Source organism: Streptomyces jeddahensis, from assembly GCF_001642995.1.
Lineage (GTDB): Bacteria > Actinomycetota > Actinomycetes > Streptomycetales > Streptomycetaceae > Streptomyces > Streptomyces jeddahensis.
In genome coordinates this window covers 1-13,842 of the sequence record NZ_LOHS01000127.1, presented here as the reverse complement: position 1 = coordinate 13,842, position 13,842 = coordinate 1, and the positions used below count along the sequence as shown (strand labels likewise).

General features: G+C 67.5%; 11 protein-coding genes. All 11 read left to right on the top strand.

Going from position 1 to position 13,842, the window contains the following annotated elements; all coding sequences use genetic code 11:
- Positions 1–641: 641 nt before the first annotated feature.
- The 11 genes from STSP_RS29475 (at position 642) to STSP_RS29425 (ending at position 13,651) form a co-directional block, all read left to right on the top strand.
- On the top strand, positions 642–2,273 hold the full coding sequence (locus STSP_RS29475) for a peptide ABC transporter substrate-binding protein (RefSeq protein ID WP_067284051.1): 1,632 nt from the start codon (positions 642–644) through the stop codon (positions 2,271–2,273).
- Between the two features lie 82 nt (positions 2,274–2,355).
- Positions 2,356–3,285 (top strand): ABC transporter permease, encoded by a 930-nt coding sequence (locus STSP_RS29470; RefSeq protein ID WP_067284050.1) that lies wholly within the window; start codon positions 2,356–2,358, stop codon positions 3,283–3,285.
- A complete protein-coding gene (locus STSP_RS29465) occupies positions 3,278–4,234 on the top strand; it encodes an ABC transporter permease (RefSeq protein ID WP_067284049.1) in 957 nt (318 codons plus the stop codon). The genes STSP_RS29470 and STSP_RS29465 overlap by 8 nt, the downstream gene beginning before the upstream one ends.
- Positions 4,235–4,251: 17 nt before the next feature.
- The gene (locus STSP_RS29460) at positions 4,252–5,301 is read left to right on the top strand and encodes an ABC transporter ATP-binding protein (RefSeq protein ID WP_067284048.1); all 1,050 of its coding nucleotides are present in this window, start codon (positions 4,252–4,254) and stop codon (positions 5,299–5,301) included.
- Entirely contained in the window at positions 5,294–6,433 is a 1,140-nt protein-coding gene (locus STSP_RS29455; RefSeq protein WP_067284047.1) for an ABC transporter ATP-binding protein, read from the top strand. The genes STSP_RS29460 and STSP_RS29455 overlap by 8 nt, the downstream gene beginning before the upstream one ends.
- Positions 6,434–6,666: 233 nt before the next feature.
- Complete coding sequence (locus tag STSP_RS29450; RefSeq protein WP_067284046.1) at positions 6,667–7,062, top strand: VOC family protein; 396 nt, start codon at positions 6,667–6,669, stop codon at positions 7,060–7,062.
- Between the two features lie 341 nt (positions 7,063–7,403).
- The gene (locus tag STSP_RS29445) at positions 7,404–8,438 is read left to right on the top strand and encodes an ABC transporter permease (protein WP_067284045.1); all 1,035 of its coding nucleotides are present in this window, start codon (positions 7,404–7,406) and stop codon (positions 8,436–8,438) included.
- A gap of 79 nt (positions 8,439–8,517) precedes the next feature.
- Positions 8,518–10,185 (top strand): ABC transporter substrate-binding protein, encoded by a 1,668-nt coding sequence (locus STSP_RS29440; RefSeq protein WP_067284044.1) that lies wholly within the window; start codon positions 8,518–8,520, stop codon positions 10,183–10,185.
- 78 nt (positions 10,186–10,263) lie between these two features.
- On the top strand, positions 10,264–11,256 hold the full coding sequence (locus STSP_RS29435) for an ABC transporter permease (RefSeq protein WP_067284042.1): 993 nt from the start codon (positions 10,264–10,266) through the stop codon (positions 11,254–11,256).
- A 65-nt stretch (positions 11,257–11,321) separates the two neighbouring features.
- Positions 11,322–12,398 (top strand): ABC transporter ATP-binding protein, encoded by a 1,077-nt coding sequence (locus STSP_RS29430; protein WP_067284035.1) that lies wholly within the window; start codon positions 11,322–11,324, stop codon positions 12,396–12,398.
- A 134-nt stretch (positions 12,399–12,532) separates the two neighbouring features.
- Positions 12,533–13,651, top strand: a complete 1,119-nt coding sequence (locus tag STSP_RS29425) for an ABC transporter ATP-binding protein (RefSeq protein ID WP_067284052.1) — start codon at positions 12,533–12,535, stop codon at positions 13,649–13,651.
- Positions 13,652–13,842: the final 191 nt, after the last annotated feature.

Genomic DNA, 13,842 nt, shown 5'->3' with positions numbered 1-13,842 from the left:
CGCCGCTCCCGTTGTGGGCAATCGTTCCGCAGGGCGGAACGGGTGGGCACAACCCACGACGTACGGTGCCCTCGCGTACGGCCCCAGCGCAGCTGCCGGCGGACACAGCCCCGGCATTCGGCCGAAACATCCGGCCGGTACCAACAGTGCAGGGGGCGCCCCCACCAAAGGGGCGCCCGAAATCCTGTCGTGCCGGACGTGTATCTACGCGCGGGGACTGGCAGCTACCCTTCCTGTCAGGGCGGGCGAGGGTTGAGGCGTGCGCCGCCGGGAAGGGTACGGCACATGATCGCCATGTCCACAACCCGTTTTCCTTGGGTGAGCGTCCGCTATGCGGACACCGCTGCCCGATAGATATGTAACGCGTCCGTTTCGCGGCCATCTATCTCGGATCGGTTTGTCCGGATTTTGGACTAAGTAGGCGTCAGGTGTGATCGAACCGAGACCAAAAGGGTGTGGCCGGGCCGTACCCCATGGCTAATAGTTAGGCGCGTAGAGCTCGGGTCAATGGGTCACGCGCTGTGGGGAGCGCCGACTCACGAGCACACTGGGGCACTGGATCTCTTCGCCGTCAGGGGTGGCGGTGGCGTCGACGCGTGCCCTCTTGACGTGAACAAGTGGACTCATGAGGAGGAGAACCCATGCGCGGTGCCAAGAGCGCCAAGTGGGTCGCGGGGGCAATCGTCGTCGCATTGGCAGCAACCGCCTGTGGCGGTGGTAGCGACGACGGCGAAAGCAGTGCCAAGAAGGTCGTCGACCCGAACGGCATCTTCACGTACGCCAACGGTGAGCCGCAGAACCCGCTCCAGCCGGCCAACACCATGGAGGCCTACGGTTCTATCGTCATCGAGTCGCTGTTCACCGGCCTTGTCGACTACAACGACAAGGGCGAGATCGTGATGATGAACGCCGAGTCGGTGGAGCCCGGCGATGGCAACAAGGTGTGGACCGTCAAGCTCAAGAAGGGCTGGAAGTTCCACAACGGCGAAGAGGTCACCGCCAAGTCCTTCGTGGACGCCTGGAACTGGGCCGCCAACGTCTCGAACGGCCAGGTCAACTCCTCCTGGTTCTCCGACATCAAGGGCTACGAGGACGTTCACCCGGAGAAGGGCAAGCCGAAGGCGGACACGATGTCCGGCCTGAAGGTCGTCGACGACCAGACCTTCACCATCGAGCTCACCACCGGCATCCCGTACTTCAACTACAAGCTGGCCTACCCGGTCTTCTCGCCGCTGCCTTCCGGGTTCTTCAAGGACCCCGAGGGCTATGGCGAGAAGCCGGTCGGCAACGGCCCGTACAAGTTCAAGTCCTGGGAGCACAAGAAATCCATCCAGGTCGTCAAGAACGCCGACTACCAGGGCCCCAACAAGGCCAAGAACGGCGGCGTCAACTTCAAGGCGTACACGTCCGACACGGGCGCGTACAACGACCTGGTGTCGAACAACGTCGACTCCATGCCGATCATCCCCAACAGCGAGCTCGCCAACTACAAGCAGGACCTGGGCGACCGCGCGATCGAGCAGGACTACGCGGCGATCAACACGATCAACCCGGCCTTCTACACCAAGCAGTGGAAGGGCATCGACGTCAAGGTCATCCAGGGCCTGTCGATGGCGATCGACCGCGACACCATCAACAAGACCGTCTTCTACGGCACCCGCGAGTCGGCCACCGGATGGGTCGCCAAGGGCGTGCTCGGCTACGAGCCCGGCGCCTGCGGCGAGTACTGCAAGTACAACCCGGAGAAGGCCAAGCAGTTCATCGAAGAGGGCGGCGGCGTCCCCGGCAACAAGATCTACATCCAGTACAACGCCGACCAGCCGCACAAGGACTGGGTCGTCGCGGTCTGCAACTCCATCAAGAAGGCCACGGGCGTGGAGTGCGAGGGCGACGCCAAGACGGACTTCCAGGCCGACCTGGAGACCCGCGACGCCAAGAAGGTCAAGTCGATCTACCGCTCCGGCTGGGTGCTCGACTACCCCTTCAACGGCAACTTCCTCCGTGACCTGTACGGCACCGGCGTCGCCGGCAACAAGGGCGACTTCTCCGACAAGAAGTTCGACGCGCTGGTGAAGAAGGCCGACGCCGCGTCCTCCGTCGAGGAGTCGGCCAAGCTGTACAACGAGGCCGAGAAGCGCCTCGCCGAGACCTTCCCGGGCATCCCGCTCTGGTACAACCGCACGATCTCCGGTCACTCCGAGAACGTGCAGAACGTGAAGTTCAACCAGGCCGGTGACCCGATCGTCACTGACGTCGAGGTCTTCAAGAAGTAATCCTGCTGGAGCACCGCACCCGCAGCGCCGGCCGGCGATCCCGGCCGGCGCTGCGGGCGGCTCCGCAATGGACGGAGGCACGATGGGGCGTTACGTCGCGCGGCGACTGCTCCAGATGATCCCGGTCTTCCTCGGGACAACCCTGATCATCTTCCTGATGGTGAATGTGCTGCCGGGCGATCCGGTGGCCGCCCTGTGGGGAGACCACCCGCCGGACCCGGCGCAGATGGCCCAGATCAAGCAGGAGCGGGGCCTGGACCTGCCGCTGTGGCACCAGTACCTGAACTACCTCGGCGGGCTGCTCCAGGGCGACTTCGGCTCGACCATCGCGGGCGACCGCCCGGTCCTCGGCGAGATGGCCGACGCCTTCCCGGTCTCGATCCGCCTCGCGCTGATGGCGTTCGTATTCGAGATGGTCGTCGGCATCACTCTCGGCGTCATGGCCGGGGTGAAGCGCGGCAAGCTCATCGACACCGGCGTCACCGTGTTCACCCTGCTGGTCATCTCCATCCCGGTGTTCGTCCTCGGCCTGCTCGGCCAGCAGGTGCTCGGCACCCAGCTGGGCTGGATCACCCCCACCGTGCGGGACTCCATGAACCTGGGCCAGCTGCTGCTGCCCGCGCTGGTGCTCGGCTCGCTGTCGCTGGCGTACGTCGCCCGCCTGACCCGTACGTCCATCGCGGAGAACCTTCGCGCCGACTTCATGCGTACCGCCGTGGCCAAGGGGCTGCCTCGCCGTCGCGTGGTCAGCGTGCACCTGCTGCGCAACTCCCTCATCCCCGTGGTGACCTACCTGGGCACCGACATCGGCGCGCTGATGGCCGGAGCGGTGGTGACCGAGGGCATCTTCAACGTCCAGGGCGTGGGCAACCTGCTCTTCCAGGCGCTCGCCCGCCGCGAGGGCACGGTCATCGTCGGCTGCGTCACGGTCTTCGTGCTGATCTACCTCGTCGCCAACCTGCTCGTCGACCTGCTCTACGCGGTGCTGGACCCGAGGATCCGCTATGCCTGAGACCACCAAGACCGCCGCCGAGGAGACCGTCCCGGTGGCCGCCGCACCCGCTGAGGCCGCCCGCGACTCCGGTCCCGCGCCGGGCAAGCCCCGCTCGCTCGCGGCCGACGCCTGGGCGGAGCTGCGCCGCAACCCGCTCTTCGTGATCTCCGCGGTGCTCATCTTCTTCCTGCTGGTGGTCGCGGCGTTCCCGTCGCTGTTCACCAGCGCCGACCCGACCGCAGGCGACCTGAGCGAGCACTTCCTGGACAAGCCCAAGCTGGGCCACTTCTTCCAGCCGGACTGGTTCGGCTACGACAACCAGGGCCGCTCCATCTACGCCCGAGTCGTCTACGGCACCCGGGTCTCCATCATCGTCGGCGTCGGCGTCACCGTACTGGTCACCGTCTTCGGCGGCCTGCTCGGCATGCTCGCCGGCTACTTCGGCGGCCTGTGGGACACCATCCTGTCCCGCCTCACCGACATCTTCTTCGGCATCCCGTTCCTGCTCGGCGCCATGGTGGTGCTGAACGCCTTCACCGACCGCACCGTGTGGACGGTGATCGGAGCCCTCGCCTTCCTCGGCTGGACCCAGATCACCCGCGTCATGCGCGGCGCGGTGATCACCGCCAAGCACGCCGACTACGTGGTGGCCGCCCGCGCCCTCGGTGCGAGCACCAGCCGGATCCTGTTCCGGCACATCCTGCCGAACGCGGTCGCCCCGGTGATCGTCGTCGCCACCATCGCCCTCGGCACCTACATCGTTGCCGAGTCCACCCTCTCCTTCCTGGGCCTGGGCCTCGGCACCAACGACGTGTCCTGGGGCGGCGACATCGACACCGCCACCGACCACATCCGCAACGCCCCGCACCTGCTGTTCTTCCCGGCCGGAATGCTCAGCCTGACGGTGCTCGCGTTCATCATGCTCGGCGACGCGGTACGCGAAGCCCTCGACCCCAAGCTGCGCTGAGGGAGGCGTACGTATCGATGACCATCCTCGACATGACGGCAGACGTCCCCGCTCCGCGCGACGCGGGCGGTCCGCTCCTCGAAGTCCGTGACCTGCACGTGGAGTTCCACACCCGCGACGGCGTCGCCAAGGCAGTCAACGGCGTCAACTACACCGTGAGCGCGGGCGAGACGCTCGCCGTGCTCGGCGAGTCCGGCTCCGGCAAGTCCGTGACCGCGCAGGCGATCATGGGCATCCTCGACATGCCGCCCGGCCGCATCCCTCAGGGCGAGATCTTCTTCCACGGCCAGGACATGCTGAAGATGTCCGGCGAGGAGCGGCGGAAGATCCGCGGCCGGCAGATTGCGATGATCTTCCAGGACGCGCTGTCCTCGCTCAATCCGGTGCTCTCCGTGGGCTACCAGCTCGGCGAGATGTTCCGCGTCCACCAGGGGCTGTCCAAGAAGGAAGCCAAAGCCAAGGCCATCGAGCTGATGGACCGGGTGCGCATTCCGGCGGCCAGGGAGCGGGTGAACGACTACCCGCACCAGTTCTCCGGCGGCATGCGCCAGCGCATCATGATCGCGATGGCGCTCGCCCTGGAGCCCGACCTGATCATCGCGGACGAGCCGACGACCGCGCTCGACGTGACGGTGCAGGCCCAGGTGATGGATCTGCTGGCCGAGCTCCAGCGCGAGTACAACATGGGCCTGATCCTGATCACCCACGACCTGGGCGTCGTCGCCGACGTGGCCGACAAGATCGCGGTCATGTACGCGGGCCGGATCGTGGAGACGGCACCCGTGCACGAGCTGTACAAGCGCCCCGCCCACCCGTACACCAAGGGCCTGCTCGACTCGATCCCGCGCCTGGACCAGAAGGGCCAGGAGCTGTACGCGATCAAGGGTCTGCCGCCCAACCTGACGCGCATCCCCACCGGTTGCGCCTTCAACCCGCGGTGCGCCATGGCGCAGGACATCTGCCGCACCGAGATCCCGGCGCTGCACCCCGTGACCGAGCGGGACGGCGGCGAGCTGGTGGGACGCGGCAGTGCGTGCCACTTCTGGAAGGAGACGATCCATGGCTGAGCGCAGCCCCGAGGACGAGGCCACGCCGAACGTCTCCGAGGTCGAGGTCGTCGACGCGGCCACCGAGAGCGAAGCGGTGGCCGCTATCGAGGCTCCCGTCCACCGCGGCGAGCCGATCCTCCAGGTCCGCAACCTGGTGAAGCACTTCCCGCTCACCCAGGGCATCGTGATCAAGCGGCAGATCGGCGCCGTCAAGGCCGTCGACGGCGTCTCCTTCGACCTGCACCAGGGCGAGACGCTGGGCATCGTGGGCGAGTCCGGCTGTGGCAAGTCCACCGTCGCCAAGCTGCTGATGACCCTGGAGAAGGCGACCGCCGGCGAGGTCTTCTACAAGGGCCAGGACATCACCAAGCTGTCCGGGCGTGCGCTGAAGGCGGTCCGCAGGAACATCCAGATGGTGTTCCAGGACCCGTACACCTCGCTCAACCCGCGTATGACGGTGGGCGACATCATCGGCGAGCCCTTCGACATCCACCCCGAGGTGGCCCCGAAGGGCGACCGCCGCCGCAAGGTCCAGGAGCTCCTTGACGTCGTCGGTCTCAACCCCGAGTACATCAACCGCTACCCGCACCAGTTCTCGGGCGGTCAGCGCCAGCGCATCGGCATCGCCCGAGGCCTCGCGCTCAACCCCGAGGTCATCATCTGCGACGAGCCGGTCTCCGCCCTGGACGTGTCCGTCCAGGCGCAGGTCATCAACCTGATGGAGAAGCTGCAGGACGAGTTCAACCTCTCCTACATCTTCATCGCCCACGACCTGTCGATCGTCCGGCACATCTCGGACCGGGTCGGCGTGATGTACCTGGGCAAGATGGCCGAGATCGGCACGGACACCCAGATCTACGACCACCCGACGCACCCCTACACGCAGGCGCTGCTGTCGGCGGTCCCGGTGCCCGACCCGGAGGCCCGCGAGGGCCGCGAGCGCATCATCCTCACCGGGGACGTGCCCTCGCCCGCCAACCCGCCGTCCGGCTGCCGCTTCCGCACCCGCTGCTGGAAGGCCCAGGACAAGTGCGCGACCGAGGAGCCGCTCCTCGCGGTTCCCGAGCGGTTCGCCGGGCAGGACACCCCGGCCGCGCACGAGTCGGCGTGCCACTTCGCGGAGGAGAAGGACGTGGTGCACGCGGTGTAAGGCCGTTGTGTATGTCTGTGCAGGTCGACGTCGTGTACGTCGATACGGGCGCCCGGGGCCGGAAACGGCTCCGGGCGCTCTGTCGTTGAGGCGGCGCCGCGGCACGCCTGGCCGGGTTTCCGGGTTTTTCCTCCGTGCTGCGGGAGCATGGCGGCAGCTGATCCCTGTGCCTGGAAGCAGGCCCGAGAAGCGGGCCCTGGAAGCAGCCGTTCCCTGTGCCCTGGAGGGTGTGGATGTCCGAGCACGTAGGCTCTGTCGGCTCCGTGCAGTGCGTCGTACTCGACTGCCCCGACCCCCGCGCTCTCGCCCGTTTCTACAGCGGGCTCCTCGGCGGTGAGGTCGACCGGCCCGACCCACGGTGGTCGCTGGAGGACGAGTGGTCGACGCTGCACACCCCCTCCGGCCTGGTGCTGGCCTTCCAGGGGGTCGGCGACTACCGGCCGCCGCGATGGCCGGACCCGTCCGCCCCGCAGCAGTTCCACCTCGACATCGGGGTCCACGACCTGGATGCGGCCGAGGCCCGGGCCCTCGAGCTGGGGGCCGTGAGCCTCGACGACAGGGGTGGCGCGCGCAGCTGGCGGGTGTACGCGGACCCGGTCGGCCACCCGTTCTGCCTGGTACGCGAGTAAGCGCATTACACGGGAACTCGACGGAACCTGACAGTAAGTGATTTCAAGGGAACAGTAGTAATCAGTTCAAGCCAGAGTCATTTACGCACCCCATTCTTGCCAGTTCTCGTCAACAGGCAGAAAAGACGTGGTTTTCAGCCCCTATCCCGCTTGACCGGGTGCGCTCGCCGTTGCGAAAGTCCGCAGAGTCTCATGCTGCCGGCAACGGCCGCCACCCATTTTTCTTTCGCGCAGGGGCAATTCCGCATGACGAGTCCGACTTTGACGGCGACCGCGCGCCCGGTCCCGGTCTGCTGGTGCTCCCCGCGACAGTCCGAGCTCATATCCGGGATGTCCGTGCGATGACCATGCAACACCAGCCGGTCGAGACCGGCAGCGGCCCGACGCTTCTGGCCGAAGAACCGACGCGGGACTCCTGGCCCGGCGTCGGCATCGTCATCGGGGGCCGCTCACCGTCCCGGATGGCCTGGAAGCGCGTCAGGCAGGACAAGGTCACCATGACCGCGCTGGTCATCACCCTCCTGTTCATCGTGATCGCGCTGCTGGCCCCGGTGCTCACCTGGCTGACGGGCTGGGGTCCGATCACCCCGGACAACAAGGCGATCAACCCGGACACGGGCAACCAGCCGTACGGATCGCTGGGCGGGATCAGCCTCCAGCACCTGCTCGGGGTCGAGCCGGGGACGGGGTTCGACCTGTTCGCCCGAGTGGTCTACGGCCTGCGCACCTCGCTCTTCGTCGGCTTCGCGTCGGCCGTGGTGTCCACCGTCGTCGGCGTCGTGGCCGGTCTTGCGGCCGGCTACTTCGGCGGCTGGGCGGACTCCCTGCTGTCGCGGATCATGGACGTGATGCTGGCGTTCCCGCAGCTGCTGTTCATCATCGCGCTCACCCCGGTGATCCAGAACGCGCTGCAGACCGACAGCCACGGCGGCACCGACGAGAACCTCCGACTGCTGGTCCTGGTTCTCAACATCGCGGTGTTCGCGTGGGCCTACACCGCCCGCCTGGTGCGTGGTCAGGTGCTGTCCCTGCGCGAGCGGGAGTTCGTCGATGCCGCGCGGATCATGAGCGCGGGCCGGCGGCACATCCTCTTCCGCCAGCTGCTGCCGAACCTGTGGGCGCCGATCCTGATCTCCTTCGCGCTCGCCGTCCCGCAGAACATCACCACGGAGGCGGCCCTGTCGTACCTGGGCGTCGGCGTCATCCCGCCCAACCCGGACTGGGGAGCCCTGCTGTCGGACGCCTCCCAGTTCTTCCTGCAGGACCCGATGTACCTGTTCGTCCCCGGCGTCCTGCTCCTGATCCTCGTCCTCGCGCTCAATCTCCTCGGGGACGGCGTACGGGACGCCCTCGATCCCCGCTCCCACCGCGGCTGACCTGTCACCCCCCGAGTGTCGGCCCGGCGGTCCCACGAACGACCGACGGGCTCGTGAAACAAGAACGGAGTGTTTCCTCATGACGCGCAGAACGCGCACGGTCGCTCTCACGGCATCCGCCGTGGTGATCGCCCTGGGAGCCACCGCATGCGGGGGTTCCTCCAGCAACACCTCCAGCGGCGCCCCCACCAAGGGCGGCACGCTGACGATCCTCAACGACGGGGACTACGACCACATCGACCCCCAGCGTGCCTACACGACCGAGGCGTCGAGCATGGACTACGAACTCGTCCGCACCCTCACCGGATGGGAGGAGACGGGAGCGAAGCCCAAGCTGGTCGGCGACCTGGCCACCGACACGGGAACGCCCAGCAAGGGCGCCACGGTGTGGACCTTCCACCTGCGCCACGGCATCAAGTGGCAGGACGGCACGGACGTCACCGCGCAGGACGTCAAGTACGGCGTGGAGCGGGCGTTCTCCCCGGACATCAACGGCGGCCCGCCGTACGCCAGTCAGTGGCTGGCCGGCGGCGACTCGTACAAGGGTCCCTACAAGGGACGGCAGCTGAGCTCGATCCAGACGCCGGACACGCACACGATCGTCTTCCATCTCAACCAGCCCGTCGCCGACTTCAACGAGACGACGGCCATGACCGGGTGGTCGGCGGTGCCCAAGGCCCACGACACCGGCTCGACGTACGACACACACGTCTGGTCCGACGGGCCCTACATGATCAAGTCGTACAGCAAGGCCAAGGAACTGGTCCTCGTCAGGAACAAGTACTGGAGCCGGTCCACCGACCCGATCCGCGAGCAGAACGTCGACGAGATCGACGCGAAGTTCGGGCAGGACCAGTCCGCCATCGACCAGCAGATCAAGTCCGACGCGGGCACCGGCCAGACCGCGATCACGCAGACGCCGATCGCCGGATCCGACCTGACGTCGATCGCGAACGACCCGTCCCTCAAGTCGCGCTTCTACAAGATCGCTGCACCGGGCATCAACTACATGGCGATCAACACGCGCCGGGTCAAGGACATCAAGGTCCGCAAGGCGATCGAGTACGCCGTCGACAAGACCACCGCCCGCGGTGCCTTCGGCGGTGCGGCCTACGGGGACTACGCGACCTCGATGCTGGCTCCCGGCATCGACGGCCACAAGGACTTCAATCTGTACAGCAGCGACCCCGCCGGGGATCTCACCAAGGCGAAGGCCCTGATGAAGCAGGCGGGCGACCCGAAGCTCACCATGTCGCTGGCGGTGGAGAACATCAAGACGCAGGAGGACTTCGCGGACGCCGTGAAGAATGCCCTCGCGAAGATCGGCATCACGGTGAACATCTCCCCGATCGACAAGAACAACTACTTCAGCACCGTGGACAACGTGAAGAACCAGTACGACCTGACCTGGGGCGACTGGATCGCGGACTGGCCGAACGCCTCCACCGTGCTGCCCACCCTCTTCGACGGACGGCAGATCAAGAGGCTGCCGCAGTCCAACAACGACCTGTCGTACCTCAACGACCCGAAGGTCAACGCGCAGATCGACAAGATCGGCAAGATGACCGACATCAAGCAGCGCAACGCCGCCTACGGGGACCTGGACGAGCAGATCATGAAGGACGCCGCCGTCGTCCCGCTGATGTACATGAACTTCAGCGACCTGGGCGGCTCCAAGGTCGGCGGTGTCATCGACGACACGATCATGGCCGAGCCCAGCCTGGTGCACGTCTACGTCACGCACTGACGTACCCGTCCGACTCCCCGCCGGCGGGGCACTCCGCCGGCGGGGGCACCACCCCACTCACGTCAGGTCCAGCACCCCATGCTTCGTTATCTCGTCCGGCGCCTGCTGGCAGCGGCCGTGATCCTGCTGGTGATCACGGTGATCACCTTCTTCATCTTCTTCGCGCTGCCGTCCAACCCCGCACTCCTGGCCTGCGGAAAGACCTGCTCGCCCTCCCGGCTGGCGGAGATCAGGCACTCGCTGGGCCTCGACCAGGGCATCGCGACGCAGTTCTGGGAGTTCTTCAAGGGGCTCTTCGTGGGCCGCGACTACGGCGACCAGAGCGTGCGCATCCACTGCGGCGCGCCCTGCCTCGGGGTCTCCTTCCAGACCGACACCCCCGTCCTCACCACCCTGCTGGACGACTTCCCGGCGGACCTGTCCCTCGGCCTCGGCGCCGCGGTGGCCTTCGTCGTCCTGGGCGTCGGCCTCGGCACGGTGGCCGCGGTCCGCAGGGGCAAGGCCGCCGACAAGGCGGCGGTCGGGCTGGCGCTGGTCGGCGTCTCCGTGCAGATCTACTTCGTCGGTCTGCTGCTGCTGTACCTGCTCGTCGACAAGCTCCAGATCCTGCCCGCCTCCGGCTACACCCCGATCACCGAGGACCCGGCCGGCTGGTTCCAGGGGCTCATCCTGCCCTGGGCCACCCTGGTCATCGTCTACCTCGCCATGTACACCCGGCTCACACGGTCGTCCATGCTCGAGGTGTTCAGCGAGGACTACATGCGCACCGCCCGGGCCAAGGGGCTGCCGGCCGGCACGGTCGTCCTCAAGCACGGGCTGCGGGCCGCGATCACCCCGATCATCACCATCTTCGGCATGGACGTCGGCGCGCTCATCGGCGGCTCCGCGGTCATCACGGAGTCGGTGTTCGGCATCAACGGCATCGGGAAGCTGGCGGTGGACTCCGTCCAGAACTCCGACCTGCCGGTCATCCTCGGCACCACGCTCTTCGCCGCGACGTTCGTCGTCCTCGCCAACGTGGTGGTCGACCTCGTGTACGGCCTCGTCGACCCCCGCGTACGCCTCGCCTGACGCCCGCGTACGCCTCGCCTGATTCGAAAATCCAGCCCACGTCCGTCGTACACCAAGGAAGCCCCGTGTCCCTGCAGACCTCACCGCAGCCCGCGGACGTCACGACCGCGCCTCCGCCCTTCCTCGACGTACGGGACCTGCGGGTGCACTTCCCCACCGAGGACGGCCTCGTCAGGTCCGTCGACGGTGTGTCCTTCACCCTGGAGAAGGGCCAGACCCTCGGCATCGTCGGCGAGTCCGGCTCCGGCAAGTCGGTGACCTCGCTGGCCCTGCTCGGTCTGCACAAGGGCACCCGCGCACAGGTCTCCGGCGAGATCTGGCTGGACGGCAGGGAACTCGTCGGCCTGCCCGAGCAGGAGATGCGCGCGCTGCGGGGCAGCACGGTCTCCATGATCTTCCAGGACCCGCTGTCCGCGCTGCACCCGTTCTTCACCGTCGGCGCCCAGATAGCGGAGGCCTACCGGGTGCACCACCGGGTCTCCAAGAAGGAGGCCAGGGACCGCGCCGTGGAGATGCTGCGGCGGGTCGGCATCCCTCAGCCCGAGCTCCGGGTGAAGGACTATCCCCACCAGTTCTCGGGCGGCATGCGGCAGCGCGCCATGATCGCCATGTCCCTGGTGTGCGATCCCGCGCTGCTGATCGCCGACGAGCCGACGACCGCGCTGGACGTCACCGTCCAGGCGCAGATCCTCGACCTGATCCGCGACCTTCAGGAGGAGTTCGGCTCCGCGGTCGTGATCATCACGCACGACCTCGGGGTGGTCGCCGATGTCGCCGACGACATCCTGGTGATGTACGGCGGCCGCCGGGTCGAGTACGGCACCGCGCGTGACGTCCTGAAGCAGCCCGAACACCCCTACACCTGGGGGCTGCTCCAGTCGATGCCGCAGATCGAGGGCGACGTCAGCCGGCGGCTGAACCCGATCCCCGGCTCCCCGCCGAGCCTGATCAACCTCCCCGGCGGCTGCGCCTTCCATCCGCGCTGCACCTACAAGGGCTGGGTCCCAGAGGGGCGTTGCACGGTGGAACGGCCCGAGCTGCTGGCGGTCTCCGGCACCGCCGGCCACATCGCCGCGTGCCACCTCACCGCAGAGTCCAAGACACAGATCCGCGGCGACGGAGCCGCCCGGGCCGCGAAGTGACGGCGGCGGACGAACAGGAGCATGCCGTGAGCACCACCAAGCCCACCTCCGAGCAGCAGCCGACTCCCGAGCGGCAGCCCGCTTCCGAGCGGCGGGCCGCTTCCGACCGGCAGGCCGCTCTCGAGCAGCAGCCCATTCCTGAGCGGCAGGCCGCTTCCGTCGCGAAGCCGACGGCCGGCGGCGAGGCTCTGCTCGAGGTCCGCGGTCTGCAGAAGCACTTCCCCATCCGGCAGGGCATCGTGTTCCAGCGGCAGATCGGGGCCGTGCGCGCCGTCGACGGGATCGACTTCTCGGTCAGGGCCGGAGAGTCGCTGGGGCTGGTCGGCGAGTCCGGCTGCGGCAAGTCGACGACGGGCCGCCTGATCACTCGGCTGCTGGAACCCACGGCGGGCACGATCATGTTCGACGGCGAGGACATCACCCACCAGCCCGTGCCGAAGATGCGGCAGGCGCGCCGGCACCTCCAGATGATCTTCCAGGACCCGTACTCCTCGCTGAACCCCCGGCACACGGTCGGCACGATCATCGAGACTCCGATGAAGCTGAACGGCATCAACCCGCCGGGGGGCCACAAGAGGCGCGCCCAGGAACTGCTGGAGACGGTGGGCCTCAGCCCCGAGCACTACAACCGCTACCCGAACGAGTTCTCCGGCGGCCAGCGCCAGCGCATCGGCATCGCCCGCGCTCTCGCCCTGCGGCCGAAGCTCATCGTGGCCGACGAACCGGTGTCGGCTCTGGACGTGTCCATCCAGGCCCAGGTCGTCAACCTCCTGCAGGACCTGCAGCGGGAGTTCGACATCGCTTTCGTCTTCATCGCGCACGACCTCGCCGTCGTCCGCCACTTCTCCGAACGCGTCGCGGTGATGTACCTCGGGAAGATCGTCGAGGTCGCCGACCGGGAGACGCTCTACGCGCGGCCGCGCCATCCCTACACGCACGCGCTGCTGTCCGCCGTCCCCGAGGCCGATCCGGACAGCACGCAGCGGCGTGCGCGCATCCGCCTGGCAGGGGACGTGCCATCGCCGGTCGACCCGCCTTCGGGCTGCCGCTTCCGCACCCGCTGCTGGAAGGCCCAGGACATGTGCGCGGCCGAAGAGCCCCCGCTGATCCGCATCGAGGGAAATCCGGAGGGTCATCTGACGGCCTGCCACTTCCCCGAGGAGCCGACGACCGAGGCACGCGCCGAGGACATAGTCCTCGACCCGGCACTCGCCGCACTCGAAGGGACACGTTTCAGCCCATCCGCCGATTGAGGACGAGGAGCCAGGCTATTCAGACCGTTCGCCGATTGAGGACGAGCCAGCCTATTCAGCCCGTCCGGCGTTTGAGGACGAGCCCGCAGGGCGATCCGCGGGTCTGTCTGGGGGCGGAGCCCTAGAGGGGACACATTTCAGCCCGTCCGGCGTTTGAGGACGAGCCCGCAGGGCGATCCGCGGGTCTGCCT

Excerpts from the sequence above, each read along its gene's own strand:
- STSP_RS29475 (WP_067284051.1), top strand. The coding sequence starts at position 642 with ATGCGCGGTGCCAAGAGCGCCAAGTGGGTCGCGGGGGCAATCGTCGTC.
- STSP_RS29470 (WP_067284050.1), top strand. The coding sequence starts at position 2,356 with ATGGGGCGTTACGTCGCGCGGCGACTGCTCCAGATGATCCCGGTCTTC.
- STSP_RS29465 (WP_067284049.1), top strand. The coding sequence starts at position 3,278 with ATGCCTGAGACCACCAAGACCGCCGCCGAGGAGACCGTCCCGGTGGCC.
- STSP_RS29460 (WP_067284048.1), top strand. The coding sequence starts at position 4,252 with ATGACCATCCTCGACATGACGGCAGACGTCCCCGCTCCGCGCGACGCG.
- STSP_RS29455 (WP_067284047.1), top strand. The coding sequence starts at position 5,294 with ATGGCTGAGCGCAGCCCCGAGGACGAGGCCACGCCGAACGTCTCCGAG.
- STSP_RS29450 (WP_067284046.1), top strand. The coding sequence starts at position 6,667 with ATGTCCGAGCACGTAGGCTCTGTCGGCTCCGTGCAGTGCGTCGTACTC.
- STSP_RS29445 (WP_067284045.1), top strand. The coding sequence starts at position 7,404 with ATGACCATGCAACACCAGCCGGTCGAGACCGGCAGCGGCCCGACGCTT.
- STSP_RS29440 (WP_067284044.1), top strand. The coding sequence starts at position 8,518 with ATGACGCGCAGAACGCGCACGGTCGCTCTCACGGCATCCGCCGTGGTG.
- STSP_RS29435 (WP_067284042.1), top strand. The coding sequence starts at position 10,264 with ATGCTTCGTTATCTCGTCCGGCGCCTGCTGGCAGCGGCCGTGATCCTG.